Here is a 23,037-nt window from a genome sequence, read left to right on the forward strand (position 1 = left end):
TCGGGGACATCCCATACAGCTCGCCGGAGTCGAACCCGGCGTACCAACGAGGAGATCGGTTTCGTGACGATCCGCGTAGGCATCAACGGCTTTGGCCGCATCGGTCGTAACTACTTCCGCGCGCTGCTGGAGCAGGGTGCTGACATCGAGATCGTGGCTGTCAACGACCTGGGTGACACCGCGACCACCGCTCATCTGCTCAAGTACGACACCATCCTGGGCCGTCTCAAGGCCGAGGTGTCGCACACCGCCGACACGATCACCGTCGACGGCCACACCATCAAGGTGCTTTCCGAGCGCAACCCCGCCGACATCCCGTGGGGCGACCTGGGCGTCGACATCGTGATCGAGTCGACCGGCATCTTCACGAAGAAGGCCGACGCCGAGAAGCACATCGCCGGCGGCGCCAAGAAGGTCCTCATCTCGGCTCCGGCCAAGGACGAGGACATCACCATCGTGATGGGCGTCAACCAGGACAAGTACGACGCGGCGAACCACCACGTCATCTCCAACGCCTCCTGCACCACCAACTGTGTGGCGCCGATGGCGAAGGTTCTTGACGAGAACTTCGGCATCGTCAAGGGCCTGATGACGACGGTCCACGCGTACACCAACGACCAGCGCATCCTGGACTTCCCGCACTCGGACCTGCGCCGCGCCCGCGCCGCCGCCGAGAACATCATCCCGACCACCACCGGTGCCGCCAAGGCCACCGCGCTGGTCCTCCCGCAGCTCAAGGGCAAGCTGGACGGCATCGCGATGCGCGTCCCGGTCCCGACCGGCTCGGCCACCGACCTGGTCGTGACGCTGCAGCGCGAGGTCACCAAGGACGAGGTCAACGCCGCGTTCAAGAAGGCCTCCGACGACGGCGACCTCAAGGGCTACCTGGCGTACACCGAGGACGCGATCGTCTCCTCGGACATCGTGGGCGACCCGGCCTCCTGCACCTTCGACTCCTCCCTGACCATGGTCCAGGAGGGCAACTCGGTGAAGATCCTCGGCTGGTACGACAACGAGTGGGGCTACTCCAACCGCCTCGTCGACCTGACGGTCTTCGTCGGCAACCAGCTCTGATCAACAGAGCAGGCACTTTGATGTGAGAGCAGGGCTCGGGCAGCGCAGGGACGCGCTGCCCGAGCCCTGACTCACGTACGGATCAGCCCTCTTACGATCACGAGCGTCACGAGCATCACGAGCCCTCCTCAGGAGTTCCCTCAATGAAGACGATCGACGAACTTCTCGCCGAAGGCGTCGCCGGCAAGCGGATCTTCGTCCGCGCCGACCTGAACGTGCCGCTGGACGGCACCACCATCACCGACGACGGCCGCATCCGCGCCGTCCTGCCCACCGTCAAGGCCCTCGCCGAGGCGGGCGCCCGGGTGGTCGTCGCCTCGCACCTGGGCCGCCCCAAGGGCGCCCCGGACCCGGCCTTCTCGCTCGGTCCGGCCGCCGCGCGCCTCGGTGAACTCCTCGGCGTCGAGGTGGCGTTCGCGACCGACACGGTCGGCGAGTCCGCCCGGTCCACCGTCGCCGGCCTCGCCGACGGCTCGGTCGCCGTCATCGAGAACCTGCGCTTCAACGCCGGTGAGACGTCCAAGGACGACGCCGAGCGCGGTGCCTTCGCCGATCAGCTCACGGCCCTCGCCGACGTGTACGTGGGCGACGGTTTCGGCGCGGTGCACCGCAAGCACGCCTCGGTCTTCGACCTCCCGGCCCGCCTGCCGCACGCCGCCGGCTTCCTCATCGCCACCGAGGTCGCCGTCCTGAAGAAGCTCACCGAGGACGTCAAGCGCCCGTACGTGGTCGCGCTCGGCGGTGCCAAGGTCTCCGACAAGCTCGCCGTCATCGACCAGCTGCTGGGCAAGGCCGACCGCATCCTGATCGGCGGCGGCATGGCGTACACCTTCCTGAAGGCCAAGGGGTACGAGATCGGCAAGTCCCTCCTCCAGGAGGACCAGATCCCGGCCGTCCAGGAGTACGTCGAGCGGGCGCAGAAGAACGGCGTCGAACTGGTCCTCCCGGTCGACGTGGTCGTCGCCCCCGAGTTCCCGGACCTGAAGACCAAGGCGGCGTCGAATCCCGCCACCGTCGCCGCGGACGCCGTCCCCGCCGACCAGATGGGCCTGGACATCGGTCCGGAGTCCCGCAAGCTGTACGCCTCGAAGATCACCGACGCCGCCACCGTCTTCTGGAACGGCCCGATGGGCGTCTTCGAGCACCCTGATTTCGCCGAGGGCACCAAGGCGGTCGCCCAGGCCCTCCTCGACTCCCCGGCCTTCACGGTCGTCGGCGGTGGCGACTCCGCCGCGGCCGTCCGCATCCTGGGCTTCGACGAGAACGCATTCGGCCACATCTCGACCGGCGGCGGCGCTTCCCTCGAATACCTCGAGGGCAAGACGCTCCCCGGCCTCGCCGCACTGGAGGACTGACCCCTTATGGCCACTATTTCTTCGGGGCGCACGCCGCTGATGGCGGGCAACTGGAAGATGAACCTCAACCACCTCGAGGCCATCGCCCACGTCCAGAAGCTCGCCTTCGCCCTGGCCGACAAGGACTACGACGCCGTCGAGGTCGCCGTCCTGCCGCCCTTCACCGACCTGCGCTCCGTGCAGACCCTGGTCGACGGCGACAAGCTCAAGATCAAGTACGGTGCCCAGGACATCTCGGCGCACGACTCCGGTGCCTACACCGGCGAGATCTCCGGCTCGATGCTGGCCAAGCTGAAGTGCACGTACGTGGCGATCGGCCACTCCGAGCGCCGCCAGTACCACAACGAGACCGACGAGCTGGTCAACGCCAAGGTCAAGGCCGCCTACAAGCACGGTCTGACCCCGATCCTGTGCGTCGGCGAGGAGTTGGAGGTCCGCGAGGCGGGCAACCACGTCACGCACACGCTCACCCAGGTCGAGGGCGGCCTCAAGGGCGTTCCGGCCGAGCAGGCCGAGTCCGTCGTGATCGCCTATGAGCCCGTCTGGGCCATCGGCACCGGCAAGGTCTGCGGCGCCGAGGACGCCCAGGAGGTCTGCGCGGCCATCCGTGGCAAGCTCGCCGAGCTGTACACGCAGGAGCTGGCCGACAAGGTCCGCATCCAGTACGGCGGCTCCGTGAAGTCCGGCAACGTCGCCGAGATCATGGCCCAGGCCGACATCGACGGTGCTCTGGTCGGCGGTGCCTCGCTGGACGCGGACGAGTTCGTCAAGATCGCGCGCTTCCGCGACCAGTGAGTATGCGGTAGCGACGGAACGTCGTACTCTTGCGGGGGCGCAGCGCTGTCGCTGTGCCCCCGTCGTCTATCCAGATCCGAGGAAGTTGGTCCAGCCGTGGTTATGGGGTTTTCGATCGCCCTGATCGTCTTCAGCCTGCTGATGATGCTGCTGGTGCTGATGCACAAGGGCAAGGGCGGCGGCCTCTCCGACATGTTCGGTGGCGGCATGCAGTCGTCCGTCGGTGGCTCCTCGGTCGCCGAGCGCAACCTCGACCGCATCACCGTGGTGGTCGGTCTGTTGTGGTTTGCGTGCATTGTCGTGCTCGGTCTGCTGATGAAGGCGAACAACTGATCAGCGTCGCACACGCAGCACGCCCGATCCGCACGTAAGGCCCCATGTTCGGTACGCGCACCTTTGCGCGGCCTATCATGGGGCTTGCGTCTGTGTGTGGGAGCTGTAACTCGAATCACTGGACGCGCGTTGGGCCTTACGTAGACTGAGGCGCTCGCAGCGAAGCGAAACGCCGACTCGCTTTGCGGCACCATCACGCAGGGAGTTACGACCGTGGCAAGTGGCAACGCGATCCGAGGAAGCCGGGTCGGGGCGGGGCCGATGGGCGAGGCCGAGCGGGGCGAGTCCGCGCCCCGGCTGCGCATCTCCTTCTGGTGCTCCAACGGGCACGAAACGGTGCCCAGCTTCGCCAGCGACGCGCAGGTTCCCGAAACCTGGGACTGCCCGCGCTGTGGCTTTCCAGCCGGTCAGGACCGGGACAACCCGCCGGACCCACCGCGCACCGAGCCCTACAAGACGCACCTCGCCTATGTACGGGAGCGGCGCAGCGACGCGGACGGTGAGGCGATCCTCGCCGAGGCGCTCGCCAAACTGCGGGGCGAAATCTAGGAATTGAGAGCCGGCCGGGCATCCATGGATGCCCGGCCGGACTTGTCGGGAGCCCCGAGGACCGGCTGTCGCGCCGAGTCCGATTGTCAGTGGTGCCCTCTACGGTTTGTGAACAGGCGAATCGTGAGGGGGGACTGTGGCGACGGCTGATGCGACGGGCGTGGATGTGCCCGCGTGGCGCGGGGGATTCGGGCGGTTGTGGACCGCCGCCGTGGTGTCGCGGTTCGGCGACGCGCTGCGGAACGCGGCGCTGCCCCTGCTCGCCGTGCAGCTCACCCACGATCCCCTCGTCATCGCGTCCGTCACCGCCTGCGGCTATGTGCCCTGGCTGCTGTTCGGGCTGCTCGGCGGGGCCGTCGCGGACCGCGTGGACCAGCGGCGGGCGATGTGGGCGGTGGACGCGGTACGAGCGCTGCTCGTCGCCTGCTTCGCGCTCGCCGTCGGCCTCGGGCACGCGTCGATCCCCCTGCTGCTCGTGCTCGCCTTCTCGCTGACCACGCTCCAGACGCTCTTCGACAACGCCTCCACCGCCCTGCTGCCGTCCCTGGTGGACCGCGGGGCCCTGGGCAGTGCCAACGCCAGGCTGATGACCGGCCAGCAGCTCGCGGGCGGCCTGCTGGCGGCCCCGGTCGTGCCGCTGCTGCTGACGGTCGGGGCGGCCATACCGTTCGCGGCCGACGCGAGCACCTATCTGCTGGCCGCCGCCCTCGTGGCATCGCTGCGGGTGACGCCGCCCGACCGGGAGCCACGCCCGGCCGGCAGCACCCTCCGGGCGGAAATAGGCGAAGGCATGCGCGCGCTCTGGCACGATCGCGTGCTGCGGGCGATCTGCGTGGCCACCCTCCTGTGCAACGTCGGAGTGGGCGCTCTGATCGCCACGCTGGTCCTGCACGTGACGCGCTGGCTGCACGCGGGTGAAGCGGAGTACGCGGCCGTGCTGACGGCGTTCTCGGTCGGCAGCCTCGCCGGCGGTTTCCTCGCCCAGCGAGTGGCGCGCCGGAGCGGGAGGGCACGCGCCCTGCTCCTGGCCGGATGCGTCCAGACGGTCTCCCTCCTTCTCATGGGTTCCGTCCGTCACCTGGCCGCCCTCATGGCGGGCATGCTGCTGCTCGGCGCCATGAACATGGTGTGGAACGTCAACCAGGTCACCCTGATGCAGCAGCGCAGCCCCGAGGCCATGGTGGGCCGCATCGCCGCCGCCTTCCGTACGGCCTCGACGTCCGGAGCGCCGCTCGGCGCGCTGCTGGGCGGAGCCGTGGCCGGGGCCTTCGGGCTGAACGCACCCGCCCTGCTGGGGGCCGTCCTCTTCGCGCTCGCCGTCACCTCGTTGATACCGGCGGGGAAGCCGGACGTATCTGATGTTGCGTCGGACGACGACGCCAGGACAGGTCCTGTCACGCGCTGATCAACTAGGTTGGGACCGGCAGGGACAGGTAGGAAAGAGGGCTGAAGTCCGACATGAACGCAGACGGCCGTACCAGGCTCAACCAGACGCCCGAGTGGACTGCTCTGGCCAAGCACCGCGAGGAGCTCGGCGAGGCGCAACTGCGCGAGCTGTTCGCCGCCGACCCCGGGCGCGGCACCGGATACACGGCGCAGGTCGGTGACCTGCACATCGACTACTCCAAGCAGCTCGTCACCGACGAGACCCTGCGGCTGCTGCGCGAGCTGGCGGCCGCGACCGACGTCTTCGGCCTCAGGGACGCCATGTTCCGCGGCGAGAAGATCAACACCACCGAGAACCGGGCTGTGCTGCACACCGCGCTGCGGGCGCCGCGCGACGCGGTGATCGACGTCGACGGGGAGGACGTCGTGCCGGGTGTGCACGCCGTCCTGGACAAGATGGCCGACTTCGCCGAGCGCGTCCGCTCCGGCGCCTGGACCGGCCACACCGGCAAGCGCATCAGGAACGTGGTCAACGTCGGCATCGGCGGCTCCGACCTGGGCCCCGCGATGGCCTACGAGGCGCTGCGCGCGTTCACCGACCGCGACCTCACGGTCCGCTTCGTGTCGAACGTGGACGGCGCCGACCTGCACGAGGCCGTCCGCGACCTGGACGCGGCCGAGACACTGTTCGTCATCGCCTCCAAGACCTTCACCACGATCGAGACGATCACGAACGCGACATCGGCGCGCAACTGGCTGCTCACCGAACTCAAGGCCTCTCAGGAAGCCGTCGCCCGGCACTTCGTGGCGCTGTCGACCAACGCCGAGAAGGTGTCGGAGTTCGGCATCGACACGGCGAACATGTTCGAGTTCTGGGACTGGGTCGGCGGCCGCTACTCCTTCGACTCGGCGATCGGCCTCTCGCTGATGACCGCCATCGGCCCGGACCGCTTCCGGGAGATGCTCGACGGCTTCCGGCTCGTCGACGAGCACTTCCGCACCGCGCCCGCCGAGTCCAACGTGCCGTTGCTGCTCGGCCTGTTGGGCATCTGGTACGGCAACTTCCACGACGCCCAGTCGCACGCGGTACTGCCCTACAGTCACTACCTGTCGAAGTTCACCGCCTACCTCCAGCAGCTGGACATGGAGTCCAACGGCAAGTCGGTGGACCGGGACGGAAAGCCCGTCGACTGGCAGACCGGGCCGGTCGTGTGGGGCACCCCGGGCACCAACGGGCAGCATGCGTACTACCAGTTGATCCACCAGGGCACGAAGCTGATCCCGGCGGACTTCATCGGCTTCGCCGAGCCGGTCGCCGACCTTCAGCCCGCACTGGTGGCCCAGCACGACCTGCTGATGGCCAACTTCTTCGCCCAGACGCAGGCGTTGGCGTTCGGCAAGACGCCGGACGAGGTGCGCGCGGAGGGCGTGCCCGAGGAACTGGTGCCGCACAAGACGTTCAAGGGCAACCACCCCACGACCACGATCCTCGCCCGCGAACTGACCCCGTCGGTCCTCGGCCAGCTCATCGCGCTCTACGAACACAAGGTGTTCGTCCAGGGAGCGGTGTGGAACATCGACTCCTTCGACCAGTGGGGCGTCGAACTCGGCAAGGTCCTCGCCAAGCGCGTCGAGCCGGCGCTCACCGAGGGCGCTGACGTGCCGGGCCTGGACGCGTCCACGAAGGCCCTGGTGGCGACGTACCGGGAGCTGCGCGGCCGGCAGTGAAGCCGAGCGGTCAGAGGTGACATGACCGCGGGAAGCGGGCGGCGCGCGACCGTCCGCTTCCCATGCGCCCCCTACAGTTCCTCAAGAGGCCCGACCTGGCTGGACGGCGTCGTCTCAGGCCACCGCGCTGAGCGTGTCCGCGAGCCGGCGGCGTGCCGCGCGGGCCGCGGGCAGGGCGGCGAGCGCGGCCGCGCCCAGCACCGCGGCCGCCCCGAACAGCACCAGGAGCGTGGGGGACGGGCTCTGGGCCAGGCCGGCACCGATGCCGCTCGACCTGCCCTGGGCGTCGATCAGCCAGTGAGCGAGGGGCGTGCCCAGCGCCGTACCGACGAGGACGGCGGCCAGGGCGGTGCAGCCGGTGGCCGTGACGGTGATCGCAGTGATCTGCCGTGGGGACAGGCCGATGGCCTTGAGCGCCAGCAGGTCCCGCTCGCCCTCGCGCACGGTGCCGCCGATCGCGGTCAGCAGCTCGATGAGCCCGATCAGGGCCAGTACGGCGATCAGACCCACGACGACCCCGCGCAGCGGCGAGAGCCCGTCGGCCGGGTTCGTCACGGCGTGCACGTCCAGGTGCCCACGGCCGGCCGTGGCCAGCCGGCCGGCGACCTCGTGCGGGTCGGCGCCCGCGCGCAGCCGGAGCTGGTAGAGCGTCGGGCCAAGTCCCGGGTCGTTCTCGCGGAGGGTGTCGAGGGAGGTGGAGATGACCCGGCCGGCGTTCTCCGGCTCGATGCTGCGGCCCACGATGTGCAGGATCTGGGGCTGGTCGCCCACCGTCATCCGCACCCAGTCGCCGACGTGCACGTCCAGCAGGTCGAGCAGGCCCTGCCCGGCCACCGCCTCGTCGCGGCCGCGCGCGGGACGTCCCTCGGCCAGGGTGTACGGGTACGGGTCCAGGCGGGTGCCGAGGCCGCGCAGAGCGATGGTGGCCGTCTGGCCCGGGACCAGGGCCGCCACCTCCACTCCCGGGTAGGCGGCGGCCACCTGCGGGTCACGGTCCAGCAGCGTCAGTGTTTTCCGGTCGGTCAGACCGGCGTCCGCGTGGACGGTGAGCGCGGTCGGGAGACCGATCTGCTCAGGGCTGCTGTGGAAGCGGTCGATGGTGGTCCACGCACTCATCGCCACGACGATCAGCAGGAGCGGAAGCGCGAGCCGGGCCACCGTCCCCAGCGACCGCGCGCGGCGCGGGAAGGCCCGGTGCCAGCCCAGCACCAGCGCGGGCGGGAGCCCGAGCCCGAGTGCCCGGCGCGCCAGACCGCCCAGCTGCCCGGCGGGCGAGGCCGAAGGCCGCAGGCCGGGGGCCGGGCCTGCCGCGTGTGGCTGTTGCCCGATGTGCCGGGTCGCGGGCCGCGAACCAGGGACCTGGCGTGCCGCGTCGGGCTGCCGTCCGGCCGACGGGGCCGGTGGCCGGGGAACGGGGGCCTGGTGTGCGGTGTCGGGGTGTTGCCCGGTGGGGGGAGCCGAGGGCCGCAGGCCGAGGACTCGGCGTGTCGGGTCTGTCGGTCGTCCGGCCGATGGAGCCGAGGACCGCAGGCCGAGGACTCGGCGTGCCACGTCCGTCAGCCGGACGGTCGGTGCGGCTGCGGGGCGCTGCACCGGTACCGGAGGCACGCGGCCCGCTCGCCAGGCCGCGAGTCCGGTGGTGGCGACGATGAACAGCACCGCGCCCACCGGTACCGCGAACAGCGCCACTGTGTGCCCGGGCAGCCCCTGCCACACGCCCACCGCGTCCCCGAGGCGGCCCGGGATCCGGCTGCCGAGAGCCTGGGCGAGCGCCGCCGCGGCCACGGCGCCGATCAGCGCGTAGGCGATGTGCTGGAGCAGGAAGACGCGGACGACCTGACCGGGGGTGAAGCCGATGGCCTTGAGGATGGAGATGTCCCGGAGGTGGCCGCGGATGCGGGTGCCGATCGCGCCGTGCACGGCGAGCCCGGCCGCGATCAGCGCGCCCAGGCCGAACAGGCCCAGCACCTGCCCCAGCAGCCGGTTGTCGCCCTGCGCTTCTGCGCGAGCCTGCTGCCAGGTGGAGACCTCGCTGACCGCGCCGGCGCCCAGCAAGGTGACGGCGCGCTGGACCACGTAGTCCGTGTCGTCGGGGTTCGTCAGGCGCAGTCCGATCGCCTGGCCGGCGGGGTCGGGTACGGCGGAGGGGAGTGCCCAGACCAGCCCCGGCTGCTCGCCCGGTCGGTAGCGCGGCTCGGCGCTGTCGGCGATGCCGAGGACGGTCAGTCTCCGCGCGGTGCCGGGGAGAGTGAGGGTGTCGCCGGGTTCGGCCAGCAACGCGCGGGCGAGGCGGCTCTCCACGACCACCCCGTCGGGGGTCGCGGGGTCCAGCCAGTGGCCGGAGGTGACCAGCGGGCGGTCGACGGTGGGGCGCTCGTCCGTGCCGCGTAGCTCGACCGTGGCGCGCGCGCCACGGGAGGAGAGGGTGGTGGAGGCGGTGGAGTAGGGGCCGGAGACGGACTCGACGCCGTCCAGCCCCGCCAGCTTCCGCACCTGCGCGGACTGGCCGGTGTGGATCCACACGTGCGCGCCGCGCGACTGCGCGAAGACCCGCTGCCAGGGATTGGTCGCGTACCCGAACAGCGCCGTGGCGAGCAGGAGCGAGGCGACGATGCCCGCGGTGGCGAGCACGAGGAACAGCGCTTCACCGCGGTGCGTGCGCAGATCGGAGTGCGCCCAGCGCAACGTGGCTCGCACGGCCTCAGCCCCTCGGCTCGCGCACGGTGAGGGAACGGTCGTACACCCGCATGTCAGTCCTTGAGTTGCAGCACACCGGATATGCCGGTGCCGGGCGACTGCGTGCCGTCCAGTTCCGCGTCATCGGCGATCCGTCCGTCGAAGAAGCTGATCACCCGGTCCGCGGCGCTCGCCAGCCGTGCGTCATGGGTGACCAGCAGGATGGTCTGGCCGCGCTGGTGGAAGCGGGACAGCAGTCGCATCACCTCGCGGGTGCCCTTGCTGTCCAGGCTGCCCGCGGGCTCGTCGGCCAGCAGCAGCGGCGGATGGTTGACCAGCGCCCGGGCCAGCGCCACCCGCTGCTGCTCACCGCCGGACAGCTCGCCCGGCATGCTCCGCTCCTTGCCCCCGAGGCCCAGCTCGGCCAGCAGTTCCTCCCGCTCGGCGCGCGCCCGCTTCGGGGAGACCCCGGCGAGCAGCGCCGGCAGCTCCACGTTGTCGGCGACCGAAAGGTTCGAGACCAGGTTGAAGAACTGGAAGACGATCCCGATGCGCTTCCTGCGCTCGACGGCCCAGCGCGCCTCGCTGTAGGAGTCGGTGCACTCGCCGTCCAGCCAGATGCTGCCGCTGTCCGGCCGCTGCAGGCCGCCCAGCAGGTGCAGCAGCGTCGACTTCCCGGCGCCGGACGGGCCGGTGATCGCCACGAACTCGCCGTGCCGTACGCGCAGATCGACCCCGCGCACGGCATGTGCCGGGGCTCCCTCGCCGTGGTGCGTCTTGACCAGGCCGTCGGCGCGCAGCACAGGAGTGGGGCTGTTGCTCACTCCAGCTCCTCCAGCTCTTCCTGGCATCGCTCCAGCCAGTCGAGGTCGGCCTGCAGATGCAGCATCGCACCCTCGATCAGCAGGTGGGCGATGCGGTTGTCCCGGTTCTCGGCGGCGGCCAGCTTCGACAGACCGCGCATGGTGTTGAGGTAGTGGCGCCGCTGCTTGTTGATGAGGGCGATCTGGTCGGCGAGAGCGGTCTGCGGAGCGAGGGCCAGCTTCATGAAGAACTCGTCCCGAACCCTCGGCTCGTCCGCCGTCTCCTCGTACCAGGCGCGCAGCGCCTCACGCCCGGCGTCGGTGAGGTGGTAGATCTTCTTGTTGGGTCGGCTGGACTGCTCGATTTCCTCGCCCTCGATCAGTCCCGACTTCTCGAGGCGGCCGAGGGTCACATAGATCTGGCCGACGTTCGGCTGAGGGTACGCGGAGCCCAGCAGTTGCTCAAGGTCCTGCTTGAGCTCGTAGCCGTGGGCCGGGCCGCGTGCGAGGAGAGCCAGGAGGGGCAGGCGCACTCGTGCTGTCCTCCTAGTCTTCGAATGTGCTCCAGGCCCTAGTATCGCCCATACCTAACAGGTATACATGGCCTCTGACCCGGGCGAAGGTGCCCGGTGCCGGTGTACAGGGAGGAACCTATGCGGTGGATACACGCCGCCGGTAGGGGCCTTCTCGTCCTTGTCGTGGTCCTGACCGGGTACGTCGCCTCCGGCGCGCGGGCCGACGAGGGGCTCGGGGGCAGCCGTGGCCCGCTCACCCTCGCCACTGCCGGAGACCTCACCGGCTATCTCGGCCCCTTGCTGGAGGGCTGGAACCGCACCCACCCCGGCGAGAAAGTGACCCTCGTCGAACTTCCGGACTCCGCCGACGAGACCCACGCCCAGATGGCCACCGACCTGCGCGACGGCGACCGCAGCCGGTTCGACATCCTCAACATCGACGTCAACTGGACCTCGGAGTTCGCCGCCGCCGACTGGATCCGCCCGCTGCCGCGCGACCGCTTCCCGCTGAAGAGCTTCCTGCCGCCGGTCGTCGACACCGCCACCTACGAAGGACAGCTGTACGCCGTCCCGTACGTCACCAACGCCGGGCTTCTCCTTTATCGCAAGGACGTCCTCGCCAAGGCGGGCGTCCCACCGCCGCGCACCTGGGCCGAACTGGAGCGGGACGCGAGGACCATCGCCCCGAAGTACGGACTCGACGGCTACGCGGGCCAGTTCCTGCCGTACGAGGGCCTCACCGTCAACGCGGCCGAGGCCGTCTACTCGGCGGGCGGCAGCATCCTCGGCGACGAGGGCGAGCGCGTCACCGTCAAGTCGGCCGCCGCCCGCGAGGGCATCGGGTTCCTCGCCAGGGGTGTCCGCGAGGGCTGGATACCGAAGCAGGCGCTGACGTACAAGGAGGAGGAGTCCAAGCAGGCCTTCCAGGACGGCCGGCTCCTCTTCCTGCGCAACTGGCCGTACGCCTACGTCGTCGCCTCGGCCAAGGGTTCCAAGGTCGCCGGCAAGATCGGCGCCGTACCGCTGCCGGGTCGGGACGGGCCGGGGACGAGTGTCCTCGGCGGCTCGAACCTGGCCGTCAGCTCGCACGCGCGGCACCCCGACTCGGCCGCCCGGCTGATCGCGTATCTCACCAGCGAGGGTGTCCAGCGCCAGGTCCTCACCCGCGGCGCGCTGCCGCCCGTACGGGCCGCGATGTACGAAGACCCCGAGCTGATCCGGCAGTTCCCGTACCTGCCGACCCTGCGCGCGAGCATCCGCTCGGCCGAGCCGCGCCCCAAGAGCCCGCGCTACGACCAGGTCAGCCTGGTGGTGCAGGCGGTCGTGCACGACGCGATGGCGGGGCACGAGACGCCCGAGGCCGCGGTGCGGCGGCTGGCGCGGGAGCTTGCGGCCATTCCCCAGCGATAGTTACCTGTTAGGTAACGGGCCCATCTCGGTCGCGCCTTTCGCGCCCGATAAATACTGATTTTACTGCCCAACTTCCAAGTAACTCCTGTCTACTCGTTGACACTCCCTCGAAACCCCTACCTAACATGCATGCATAACCGTCAGCACGCACAGACAGGTCTACGGGGTGAGTCCCAAGCGCATCGACATCCACCGCTGGTGGCGTGACGCAGTGATCTACCAGGTGTACGTCCGCAGCTTCCTGGACAGCACCGGCGACGGCGTCGGCGATCTCGCCGGGGTCAGGGCCGGACTGCCGTATCTGAAGAAGCTCGGCGTCGACGGGATCTGGCTGAGCCCCTTCTACCCATCGCCGCAGCACGACCACGGGTATGACGTGGCCGACTACTGCGACGTCGACCCGGTCTTCGGAGACCTCGCCGAGTTCGACCTGCTGGTGGCGTCCGCACGGCGGCTCGGCGTCAAGGTACTCCTGGACATCGTCCCCAACCACTGCTCCAGCGAGCACCCGTGGTTCCGTGAGGCGCTCGCCTCTCCTCCCGGTAGCCAGGCGGCCCGCGCTCGCGCCCGCTTCCACTTCGCCGACGGCCGCGGCCCGGACGGCGCCGAGCCGCCCAACAACTGGCACGCCATGTTCGGCGGCCCGGCCTGGACCCGCGTCACCGAGGCGGACGGCCGCCCCGGCCAGTGGTACCTGCACATGTTCACGCCGGAACAGCCGGACTGGAACTGGCGCAACCCCGAGGTGGCCGCGGAGTTCGGCCGCACCCTCCGCTTCTGGCTCGACCGGGGCGTCGACGGCTTCCGCATCGACGTCGCCGCCGGCCTCTTCAAGCACCCCGAGCTGCCCGACTCGCCGGACCCCGAGGCCGACGCCCGCACCCGCGACTCGGTCAACCCGCTCGCCTGGAACCAGCCCGAGGTGCACGACGTGTGGCGGCACTGGCGGGCGGTGTGCGAGGAGTACACGGAGCGCGACGGCCGCGAGCGGCTCCTGGTGGGCGAGGTCTCGGTCCCGACGGCCCGCGAGCACGCGCAGTACGTACGCCCCGACGAACTGCACCAGGCCTTCTTCTTCGACCTGCTGAGCGCGCCCTGGAACGCCGACGCCTTCCGCAAGGTCATCTCCGAGGCCATGCAGGACATCGCCGGCACGGGTTCGACGGTCACCTGGGTCCTCAACAACCACGACCAGGTCCGCACCGTAACCCGCTACGGCGAACCCGCCATCGACGGCAGCGGCCTCGGCGCCGCCCGCGCCCGCGCCGCCGCGCTGATGATGCTGGCGCTGCCCGGAGCCGCGTACATCTACCAGGGCGAGGAACTGGGCCTGCCCGAGGTCGTCGACCTGCCCGACGACGTGCTCACCGACCCGATCTTCCGCCGCACCGGCAGCCGCGCCCGGATCCGCGACGGCTGCCGGGTGCCGCTGCCGTGGTCGGGGCAGGCCTCACCGTTCGGGTTCACCTCCGGTGCCGAGGGCGCCAAGCCGTGGCTGCCGCAGCCCGAGTGGTTCGCCGAGCACGCCACCGACCGTGCCCTCGCCGACACCCGCTCCTTCTGGCACCTGTACCGCGACGGCCTCCAACTGCGCGCCGCACTATCGCAGTTGGGGGAGGGCACGCTGCGCTGGCTGGACACCCCGCCCGGCGTCCTCGCCTTCGTCCGCGACGACGACTTCGTATGCGCCGTCAACTTCGGTACGGCGCCCACGCCCGCGCCGGTCTCCGGCACACCGCTGCTGTCCAGCGGCCCCTGCCCGGCCGGAGTGCTCCCCGGCTCCACCGCCGCCTGGTGGATCAGCGACGGCTCCATCCTCTGACATTCCGTCAACTTCCAACCCTCGAAGGGACATCAACGATGATGCGACGACGTACGACCCTGCTCGCGAGCTGTACGGCCCTCGCCCTGACGCTCGGTGCGACCGCCTGCGGCGGCGGCCCCGTCACGGCCGGAGGCGGCGACAAGGCGCTCAGTGGCCAGACGGTCACCGTGGCCGGCGTCTGGTCGGGCAGCGAACAGAAGAACTTCCAGAAGGTCCTGGCGGCCTTCTCCGAGAAGACCGGCGCCAAGACGCAGTTCGTGTCCACCGGGGACAACGTCTCCACCGTCGTCGGCAGCAAGATCGAGGGCGGCAACGCCCCCGACGTGGTGATGGTCCCGCAGGTCGGCGTGCTCCAGCAGTTCGCCGAGAAGGGCTGGCTCAAGCCCCTGTCCAAGACGACCCGGCAGTCCGTCGATGCCAACTACGCGAACGTGTGGAAGACGTACGGCAGCGTCGACGGCACCCTCTACGGCCTCTACTTCAAGGCCGCCCACAAGTCGACCGTCTGGTACAGCCCCGACGCCCTCACCCAGGCAGGCGTCAAGCCGCCGACGACGTACGACCAGATGCTGAAGGCCGGGCACACCGTCTCCGACTCCGGCCTCGCCGCCTTCTCGGTGGCCGGGCAGGACGGCTGGACGCTCACCGACTGGTTCGAGAACATCTACCTCTCCCAGGCCGGACCCGAGAAGTACAACGCCCTCGCGGCGCACGAGCTGAAGTGGACCGACGCGTCCGTGGTCAAGGCGCTCACCACGCTGGGCAAGCTGTTCAAGGACAAGCAGCTGATCGCGGGCGGGCAGAAGGAAGCCCTCAACACCGACTTCCCGGGCTCGGTGGAGAAGGTGTTCGGTCCCAAGCCCGAGGCCGGCATGGTCTACGAGGGCGACTTCGTCGCCGGAGTCGCCAAGGACCAGTTCGGCAGGACGATCGGCCAGGACGCGAACTTCTTCCCCTTCCCGGCGGTCGACGGCGGCGAGGCGCCGGTGGTCAGCGGTGGTGACGCGGCCGTGGTGCTGAAGGACGGCAAGAACCAGAAGGCCGCGACCCAGCTCCTGGAGTACCTGGCGACTCCCGAGGCCGCGGCCGTATGGGCCGAGGCGGGCGGCTTCCTGTCCCCGAACAAGAAGCTCGACCTGGCGTCGTACGGCGACGACGTCACCCGTGCCACGGCCAAGTCCCTGGTGCAGGCCGGGGATTCGGTCCGTTTCGACATGTCCGACCAGGCTCCGGCGGCCTTCGGCGGCACGAAGGGGGCGGGGGAGTGGAAGCTGCTCCAGGACTTCCTGCGCGACCCGTCCGACCCGAAGGCGACGGCGGCCGGGCTGGAAGCCGCGGCGGCCAAGGCCTACCGGGGCTGACCGGTCATGACCACCACTCTGGTGAAAGAGAAGGAATTGAGCCCCCCGCCTGTCGCGCTCGCCGAGCGTGCGCGGCGCACGCGACGGCGCGGGCGGATCGTCGCCCTGCTGTTCGTCTTCCCCGCGCTGCTCCTGCTCGGCGCCCTCGTCGTCTACCCCGTGCTGTTCTCCGTCGGGCGCAGCTTCTTCGACGCCTCCGGCACCCGTTTTGTGGGCGGCGAGAACTACTCCGAGATGTTCCGCGACCCGGCCACGCTCAAGGCCGTCCGCAACACGACGATCTGGGTGGTCGTGGCGCCGGCGCTGCTGACCGGCCTGGGGCTGATCCTCGCCGTGCTGGTGGAGAAGGTGCGCTGGGCGACGGCGTTCAAGCTGCTGCTGTTCATGCCGATGGCGGTGTCCTTCCTCGCCGCGGGCATCATCTTCCGGCTGGCCTACGACGAGGCCCCGGACAAGGGTGTGCTGAACGCCGCCGTGGTCTTTGTCCACGACGCCTTCACGGGCACGTCGTCCTACCCGACGGCCCGGGCCCGTGACGGCCAGGGCCTGGCGAAGGGTGCGGACGGCTCGTACCGGACGGGTACGGGTGCGTCGCCGGGTGACTCGGTGACGCTCGGGCTGGTCGGCGTGGCGCCGCGGGATCTGCCCGCCGGTGCCGAGCCCGCGTACGCGGCGGCGGGGCGCAAGGCGGCCCCGGACGAGCTGAGCGGGGTCGTCTACCTGGACTTCACGCCCGGTGGGGGAGGGGAGCAGGGGAAGGTCGACCGGCGGGAGAGCGGGCTGCCGGAGATGAAGGTCGAGGCGGTGCGCGACGGGGAGGCGGTCGCCACGGCGACCACCGCGGCCGACGGTTCCTTCCGCTTCTCGGGGCTGGACTCGGGCTCGTACTCGGTCCGGCTGCCCGCGTCGAACTTCGCCCCGCCGTACGAGGGTGTCTCCTGGCTCGGGCCGACGCTCGTCACGCCGGCGATCATCGGGGCGTACCTGTGGATCTGGACCGGGTTCGCGATGGTGCTGATCGGCGCCGGGCTCGCGACGCTGCCGCGGGACGCGCTGGAAGCGGCGCGGATGGACGGTGCGGGCGAGTGGCAGATCTTCCGGCGGATCACGGTACCGCTGCTGGCACCCGTCCTGACCGTGGTGTTCGTGACGCTCGTGATCAACGTGATGAAGGTCTTCGACCTCGTCTACATCATCGCGCCCGGGCCCGTGCAGGAGGACGCGACCGTGCTCGCGACTCAGATGTGGCTGGTGTCGTTCGGCGGCGGCAACAACCAGGGGCTGGGCAGCGCCCTCGGAGTCCTGCTCCTGCTCCTCGTGCTCCCGGCCATGGTCTTCAACGTCCGCCGTTTCCGAAGGAGTCAGCGATGAACGCCGTCCGGCGCGGCCTGTCCAACGGTGTGGTGCAGGTCTTCCTCGTGGTGGTCGGGCTGGTCTGGGTCACCCCGCTGGCCGGGCTGTTCCTGTCGTCGCTGCGATCCGCGCAGGACACGGCGAAGGGCGGCTGGTGGACCGTGTTCGCCAGTCCCGGCCAGCTGTCCTTCGACAACTACTCGGCGCTGCTGCAGAACGCGGGGATCACCCAGGCGTTCTGGAACACGGTTCTCATCTCGGTGCCGACGACCGTGCTGGTCGTCGTCCTGGCCGCGCTCGCCGGGTACGCCTTCGCGTGGCTGGACTTTCCCGGGCGGGAGGCGATCTTCCTGGTCGTGGTGGCGTTGCTGGTGGTGCCCGTGCAGATCGGGCTGCTGCCGGTCGCCAAGCTCTTCGGGCAGCTCGGGCTGTTCGGCACGATTCCCGGTGTGGTGCTGTTCCACGTCGCGTACGGGTTGCCGTTCGCCGTGTTCCTGCTGCGGAACTACTTCGCCGAGATGCCCAAGGAGATGCTGGAGGCGGCGCGGATGGACGGCGGGAGCGAATGGCGCATCTTCACGCGGCTGATCCTGCCGGTGGGCCGACCGGCCATCGCCAGCCTGGCCATCTTCCAGTTCCTGTGGGTGTGGAACGACATGCTGGTGGCGCTCCTGTTCGCGGACAGCTCGTCGCAGCCGTTGACCGTACAACTCCAGTCGCAGATACGGCAGTTCGGGAGCAACATCGATGTGCTGGCGCCGGGGGCGTTCGTGTCGCTGGTGGTGCCGGTGGTCGTGTTCTTCGCGTTCCAGCGGCATTTCGTGCAAGGAGTGATGGCGGGATCGGTCAAGTGACCGGAGTGTTTCTCCAGTCACTTTGAAGGCCCGGCACCCCCAGGACGGCGAGACGTCGCGCAAGGTCGTGCACTTCGCGCCTGCCGAGCGGCACCTGGCGCTGTGCGAGCCGGCTGCCGAGTGCCCCGGCGTGTCCGAGGGCGAGCTGATCAGGCAGGCATGCGAATTCTTCGGGTGGCGCCGGACGGGCAAGGACATCCGCGACTGCCTGGCGGCGGACATCGTGGAGCTGTACCGGCAACGCCGGCTCGCAGGCGGACCGGAGCGGTCAGCCTGGCCCGCTGAGCGGCGCGGAACCCCGGGAGCGGTGGGGGCGGCAGAGGAAGGAAACCTCCGCCGCCCCCACCCGCCCGGTCACGGAGATGCCGGCGGATACAGCGACCTGGGCAGCTGCGAGGCCGCCGCCGAGTCCAGCAGCCACAGGGTGCGCTGCCTGCCGTAGGCGCCCGCCGCCGGGGCCTGGATCTCGCCCGCGCCCGAGAGGGCGATCGCCGCGGCCTGTGCCTTGTCCTCGCCGGCCGCCAGGAGCCAGACCTCGCGGGCGGCGCGGATCGCGGGGAGGGTGAGGGTGATGCGGGTCGGCGGGGGCTTCGGGGCGCCGTGGACGCCGACGACCGTGCGCTCGGTCTCCCGTACCGCGGGGAGTTCCGGGAACAGCGATGCCACATGGGTGTCCGGGCCGACGCCCAGCATCAGGACGTCGAAGGTCGGGGCGGCGCCATGGTTCTCGGGGCCCGCCGCCCGGGCCAGCTCCTCCGCGTAGGCGGCGGCAGCCGCGTCCGCGTCGGCGCCGTACGGGCCGTCCGACGCGGGCATGGCGTGCACGCGCTTCGGGTCCAGGGGCACGGAGTCCAGCAGGGCCTCGCGGGCCTGCGTGACATTGCGTTCCGGGTCGCCCTCGGGCAGGAACCGCTCGTCGCCCCACCACAGGTCCAGGCGGCCCCAGTCGATGGCGTCCCGGGCGGGCGCGCCGGCCAGCGCGGCCAGCAGGCCGTTGCCGTTGCGGCCGCCGGTCAGGACCACGGACGCCGAGCCCCGGGATGCCTGAGCGTCCACGATCTTCGTGATCAGGCGGGCCGCGGCGGCCTGGGCCATCAGCTCCTTGTCGTGGTGCACGACCAGCTGCGGAGTGCTCACTTCGCCGCCACCTTCCTCACCGGGAGCGGCGGCGGCGCCTCGCCGGGTGCTTTCGCAGCCGTTTCGACGGTGCCCGCCGCGGCTCCTTTGGCCACCGCTCCCTCGCCTTCGGTGGCCTTCTCCCCGGCGGGCACCTTGGCGCCCTTGCCGTTCGAGACGGTCAGCCGGTCCACGCCGAAGCGCAGCGCGGATGCGTAGGTGTCGTCCGGGTCCAGCCGCCGCAGTTCCTCGCCGATCAGCTCGGCCGTCTCGCGGCGCTTGAGCGCCACGGCACGGTCCGGCTGGCCCTGGATGGAGAGAGTGGCGAGCGAACCGTCGGCGCGGTCCAGGACGATCGGGCCGCAGTCGGTGTTCATGCGGACCGCCGTGAGGCCGGGGCCCGACGACAGCGACCGCTTCACCGGCACGTTCAGCCGGTCCGCGAGCCACATCGCCAGCAGCTCGCAGCTCGGGTTGAACTCCTCGCCCTCCACCTCGACGGCCTCGACCTCGCAGGTGACCTGGTCGAGAGCTGCCGCCAGCATCGAACGCCAGGGCGTGATGCGGGTCCACGACAGGTCGGTGTCGCCGGGCGTGTACGTGTCGGCGCGCGCACCGAGCTCCCGTACCGGCTGCTCGGAGGCGTAGGTGTCGGTGACCCGGCGCTGGGCGAGGGCGCCCAGCGCGTCGCCCGCCGGGTCCAGCGGCGCGTTCACCGGCCACCAGACCACCACCGGGGCGTCCGGCAGCAGCAGCGGCAGGACGACCGACTGGGCGTGGTCCACGATCTCGCCGTACAGCCGCAGGACGACCGTCTCGCCGGTGCCCGCGTCGGCGCCCACCCGTACCTCGGCGTCGAGGCGGGACTGCGTACGGTCGCGGGGCGAACGCGAGACGCGTCTGATGACCACGAGCGTGCGCGAGGGGTGCTCGTGCGAGGCGTCGTTGGCGGCCTTCAGGGCGTCGTACGCGTTCTCCTCGTCCGTGACGATGACCAGCGTGAGCACCATGCCTACGGCCGGCGTGCCGATGGCCCTGCGGCCCTGCACCAGCGCCTTGTTGATCTTGCTGGCTGTGGTGTCCGTGAGGTCTATCTTCATGGCCGGCGCCAGCTCCGTCCGTCTCGCTCGAGCATGTCGTCCGCCTCGCCGGGGCCCCAGGTGCCGGCCGGGTACTGGGCGGGCTTGCCGTGCTTGTCCCAGTACACCTCGATCGGGTCGAGGATCTTCCAGGACAGCTCGACCTCCTCGGTGCGCGGGAAGAGGTTCGAGTCGCCGAGCAGGACGTCGAGGATGAGCCGCTCGTACGCCTCGGGGCTGGACTCCGTGAAGGACTCGCCGTAGGCGAAGTCCATGGACACGTCCCGGATCTCCATCGAGGTGCCCGGCACCTTGGAGCCGAAGCGCACCGTGACGCCCTCGTCGGGCTGGACCCGGATGACGATCGCGTTCTTGCCGAGCTCCTCCGTCGCCGTGTGGTCGAAGGGGGAGTGCGGGGCCCGCTGGAAGACGACCGCGATCTCGGTGACGCGGCGGCCCAGGCGCTTGCCGGTGCGCAGGTAGAAGGGGACGCCCGCCCAGCGGCGGTTGTCCACCTCCAGCTTGATCGCCGCGTACGTGTCGGTCTTCGACTTGGCGTTGATGCCGTCTTCCTGGAGGTAGCCGATGACCTTCTCGCCGCCCTGCCAGCCGGCCGCGTACTGCCCGCGGACGGTGTCGCGGCCCAGGTCCTTCGGCAGTCTCACCGCGCCGAGGACCTTGGTCTTCTCGGCGGCCAGGGCGTCGGCGTCGAAGGAGGCGGGCTCCTCCATGGCCGTGAGGGCCATCAGCTGGAGGAGGTGGTTCTGGATGACGTCTCGGGCGGCGCCGATGCCGTCGTAGTAGCCGGCCCGGCCGCCGATGCCGATGTCCTCGGCCATCGTGATCTGTACGTGGTCCACGAAGGACCGGTTCCAGATCGGCTCGAACATCGTGTTGGCGAAGCGGAGCGCCAGAATGTTCTGGACGGTCTCCTTGCCCAGGTAGTGGTCGATGCGGAAGACCTGGTCCGGGGCGAAGACCTCGTGGACGATCGCGTTGAGCTCCTCGGCCGACTTCAGGTCGTGGCCGAAGGGCTTCTCGATGACCGCGCGCCGCCAGGAGCCGCTCGACTGGTCGGCCAGCTTGTGCTTCTTCAGCTGCTGGATGACCACCGGGAAGGCGGACGGCGGCACCGACAGGTAGAAGGCGAAGTTGCCGCCCGTCCCCTGGGCCTTGTCGAGCTCCTCGATGGTGCCGCGCAGCCGCTCGAACGCGTCGTCGTCGTCGAAGGTGCCCTGCACGAAGCGCATCCCCTGGATGAGCTGCTGCCAGACCTCCTCGCGGAACGGCGTACGGGCGTGCTCCTTGACGGCGTCGTGGACCTCCTGCGCGAAGTCCTCGTGCGCCCACTCACGCCGTGCGAAGCCGACCAGCGAGAAACCCGGCGGCAGCAGACCCCGGTTCGCAAGGTCGTACACGGCGGGCATGAGCTTCTTTCGTGACAAATCGCCCGTGACGCCGAAGATGACCAGGCCCGACGGCCCCGCGATACGCGGGAGCCGTCGGTCGGCGGGGTCACGCAGCGGGTTGCTGCTCGACAAGAGTTCAGCCCTCCGAAGGGGCGAGGCGCTGAAGCTCCGCCTCGGTCGACTTGAGCAGGTCGTTCCAGGACGCCTCGAACTTCTCGACGCCCTCGTCCTCAAGGAGCTGGACCACGTCGTCGTACGAGATCCCGAGCTTCTCGACCGCGTCGAGTTCGGCGCGGGCCTGCTCGTAGGTGCCGGCGACGGCGTTGCCGCGGATCCCGCCGTGGTCCTCGGTGGCGAACAGGGTCGCCTCCGGCATGGTGTTGACGGTGTTCGGCGCCACCAGCTCGTCGACGTACAGGGTGTCCTTGTACGCCGGGTCCTTCACGCCGGTCGACGCCCACAGAGCGCGCTGCTTGTTGGCGCCGGCGTTCTCCAGCGGGCTCCAGCGGTCCGAGGAGAAGACCTCCTCGTACGCCTGGTAGGCGAGGCGCGCGTTGGCGACGCCGGCCTTGCCGCGGGCGGCCTTGGCCTCGGGGGTGCCGAGCGCGTCGAGCCGCTTGTCGATCTCGGTGTCCACGCGGGACACGAAGAAGGACGCCACGGAGTGGATCTTCGAGAGGTCGAGGCCCGCCGCCTGGGCCTTCTCCAGGCCGGCGAGGTAGGCGTCCATGACCTCGCGGTAGCGCTCCAGGGAGAAGATCAGCGTGACGTTGACGCTGATGCCGCGACCGATGGTCTCGGTGATCGCCGGGAGGCCCGCCTTGGTGGCGGGGATCTTGATGAGGGCGTTGGGGCGGTCCACCAGCCAGGCGAGCTGCTTGGCCTCGGCGACCGTCGCCTTGGTGTTGTGGGCCAGGCGCGGGTCGACCTCGATCGACACGCGGCCGTCCTGGCCGCCGGTGGCGTCGAAGACCGGGCGCAGGATGTCGGCGGCGTCACGGACGTCCGCCGTCGTGATCATGCGGATGGCCTCTTCGACGGTGACCTTGCGGGCGGCGAGGTCGGAGAGCTGCTGGTCGTAGCCGTCGCCCTGCGAGATCGCCTTCTGGAAGATCGACGGGTTGGTGGTGACGCCCACGACGTGCTGCTGGTCGATCAGCTCGGCGAGGTTGCCGGACGTGATCCGCTTGCGCGACAGGTCGTCCAGCCAGATCGCCACGCCTTCCTCGGAGAGGCGCTTGAGTGCGTCTGTCATGGAAATTGCATCTCCTACGTGTCGTATATGAGCGTCAGCGCTGGGCGGCGGCGATGGATTCCCGGGCCTTGGCGGCCACGTTCTCGGCGGTGAAGCCGAACTCGCGGAAGAGCACCTTGCCGTCGGCCGAAGCACCGAAGTGCTCCAGGGAAACGATGCGA

19 protein-coding genes are annotated in these 23,037 nt (G+C 70.2%); 12 read left to right on the top strand and 7 right to left on the bottom strand.

Annotation, left to right across the window (positions count from 1 at the left end):
• Window positions 1–63: 63 nt before the first annotated feature.
• The 7 genes from gap (at window position 64) to pgi (ending at window position 7,220) form a co-directional block, all read left to right on the top strand.
• Window positions 64–1,074 (top strand): type I glyceraldehyde-3-phosphate dehydrogenase, encoded by a 1,011-nt coding sequence (gap, locus tag ADK57_RS33055; protein ID WP_053753332.1) that lies wholly within the window; start codon window positions 64–66, stop codon window positions 1,072–1,074.
• 143 nt (window positions 1,075–1,217) lie between these two features.
• Complete coding sequence (locus tag ADK57_RS33060; protein ID WP_053753333.1) at window positions 1,218–2,429, top strand: phosphoglycerate kinase; 1,212 nt, start codon at window positions 1,218–1,220, stop codon at window positions 2,427–2,429.
• 39 nt (window positions 2,430–2,468) lie between these two features.
• Entirely contained in the window at window positions 2,469–3,224 is a 756-nt protein-coding gene (gene tpiA / locus ADK57_RS33065) for a triose-phosphate isomerase (protein ID WP_053753334.1), read from the top strand.
• 102 nt (window positions 3,225–3,326) lie between these two features.
• Entirely contained in the window at window positions 3,327–3,557 is a 231-nt protein-coding gene (gene secG / locus ADK57_RS33070) for a preprotein translocase subunit SecG (RefSeq protein ID WP_053753335.1), read from the top strand.
• 213 nt (window positions 3,558–3,770) lie between these two features.
• Entirely contained in the window at window positions 3,771–4,106 is a 336-nt protein-coding gene (locus ADK57_RS33075) for an RNA polymerase-binding protein RbpA (protein ID WP_078615979.1), read from the top strand.
• 136 nt (window positions 4,107–4,242) lie between these two features.
• On the top strand, window positions 4,243–5,511 hold the full coding sequence (locus ADK57_RS33080) for an MFS transporter (protein WP_199830736.1): 1,269 nt from the start codon (window positions 4,243–4,245) through the stop codon (window positions 5,509–5,511).
• A gap of 53 nt (window positions 5,512–5,564) precedes the next feature.
• A complete protein-coding gene (gene pgi / locus ADK57_RS33085; RefSeq protein WP_053753336.1) occupies window positions 5,565–7,220 on the top strand; it encodes a glucose-6-phosphate isomerase in 1,656 nt (551 codons plus the stop codon).
• 114 nt (window positions 7,221–7,334) lie between these two features.
• Here the strand turns inward: pgi and ADK57_RS33090 are convergent, their stop codons facing one another.
• Genes ADK57_RS33090 through ADK57_RS33100 form a run of 3 tightly spaced genes read right to left on the bottom strand, consistent with a single transcriptional unit; the run spans window position 7,335 to window position 11,232 of the window.
• Window positions 7,335–9,917 (bottom strand): ABC transporter permease, encoded by a 2,583-nt coding sequence (locus ADK57_RS33090; protein ID WP_053753337.1) that lies wholly within the window; start codon window positions 9,915–9,917, stop codon window positions 7,335–7,337.
• Window positions 9,918–9,970: 53 nt separating this feature from the next.
• Window positions 9,971–10,747, bottom strand: coding sequence for an ABC transporter ATP-binding protein (locus ADK57_RS33095; protein WP_053753338.1), 777 nt, complete (start codon window positions 10,745–10,747; stop codon window positions 9,971–9,973).
• The gene (locus ADK57_RS33100; protein WP_053753339.1) at window positions 10,717–11,232 is read right to left on the bottom strand and encodes a PadR family transcriptional regulator; all 516 of its coding nucleotides are present in this window, start codon (window positions 11,230–11,232) and stop codon (window positions 10,717–10,719) included. Before ADK57_RS33100 ends, ADK57_RS33095 begins: the two co-directional genes overlap by 31 nt.
• Before the next feature lie 120 nt (window positions 11,233–11,352).
• Between ADK57_RS33100 and ADK57_RS33105 the strand changes: the two genes are divergently transcribed.
• The 5 genes from ADK57_RS33105 to ADK57_RS33125 all read left to right on the top strand — a co-directional run bounded on the left by ADK57_RS33105 (window position 11,353) and on the right by ADK57_RS33125 (window position 18,017).
• Window positions 11,353–12,624 (top strand): ABC transporter substrate-binding protein, encoded by a 1,272-nt coding sequence (locus ADK57_RS33105; protein ID WP_053753340.1) that lies wholly within the window; start codon window positions 11,353–11,355, stop codon window positions 12,622–12,624.
• 166 nt (window positions 12,625–12,790) lie between these two features.
• On the top strand, window positions 12,791–14,446 hold the full coding sequence (locus ADK57_RS33110) for a glycoside hydrolase family 13 protein (RefSeq protein ID WP_420711934.1): 1,656 nt from the start codon (window positions 12,791–12,793) through the stop codon (window positions 14,444–14,446).
• Window positions 14,447–14,484: 38 nt separating this feature from the next.
• A complete protein-coding gene (locus ADK57_RS33115; protein WP_053753341.1) occupies window positions 14,485–15,810 on the top strand; it encodes an ABC transporter substrate-binding protein in 1,326 nt (441 codons plus the stop codon).
• Between the two features lie 6 nt (window positions 15,811–15,816).
• Entirely contained in the window at window positions 15,817–17,181 is a 1,365-nt protein-coding gene (locus tag ADK57_RS33120; RefSeq protein ID WP_053753342.1) for a carbohydrate ABC transporter permease, read from the top strand.
• Window positions 17,178–18,017: a carbohydrate ABC transporter permease gene (locus ADK57_RS33125; RefSeq protein WP_053753343.1), complete on the top strand. Its 840-nt coding sequence runs from the start codon at window positions 17,178–17,180 to the stop codon at window positions 18,015–18,017. The genes ADK57_RS33120 and ADK57_RS33125 overlap by 4 nt, the downstream gene beginning before the upstream one ends.
• A 354-nt stretch (window positions 18,018–18,371) precedes the next feature.
• Here ADK57_RS33125 and pgl read toward each other — a convergent pair whose 3' ends face one another.
• The 4 genes from pgl to tal are packed head-to-tail and all read right to left on the bottom strand — an operon-like array spanning window position 18,372 to window position 22,876.
• On the bottom strand, window positions 18,372–19,154 hold the full coding sequence (gene pgl, locus ADK57_RS33130) for a 6-phosphogluconolactonase (protein WP_053753344.1): 783 nt from the start codon (window positions 19,152–19,154) through the stop codon (window positions 18,372–18,374).
• Window positions 19,151–20,233: a glucose-6-phosphate dehydrogenase assembly protein OpcA gene (opcA, locus tag ADK57_RS33135; protein WP_053753345.1), complete on the bottom strand. Its 1,083-nt coding sequence runs from the start codon at window positions 20,231–20,233 to the stop codon at window positions 19,151–19,153. Before opcA ends, pgl begins: the two co-directional genes overlap by 4 nt.
• The gene (gene zwf, locus ADK57_RS33140) at window positions 20,230–21,753 is read right to left on the bottom strand and encodes a glucose-6-phosphate dehydrogenase (RefSeq protein ID WP_053753346.1); all 1,524 of its coding nucleotides are present in this window, start codon (window positions 21,751–21,753) and stop codon (window positions 20,230–20,232) included. Before zwf ends, opcA begins: the two co-directional genes overlap by 4 nt.
• Window positions 21,754–21,757: 4 nt before the next feature.
• Window positions 21,758–22,876 carry a transaldolase gene (tal, locus tag ADK57_RS33145; RefSeq protein WP_053753347.1) on the bottom strand — a complete coding sequence of 373 codons (1,119 nt, stop codon included), beginning with the start codon at window positions 22,874–22,876 and terminating at the stop codon, window positions 21,758–21,760.
• Window positions 22,877–23,037: the final 161 nt, after the last annotated feature.

This window comes from Streptomyces sp. MMG1533, assembly GCF_001279775.1.
GTDB lineage: Bacteria > Actinomycetota > Actinomycetes > Streptomycetales > Streptomycetaceae > Streptomyces.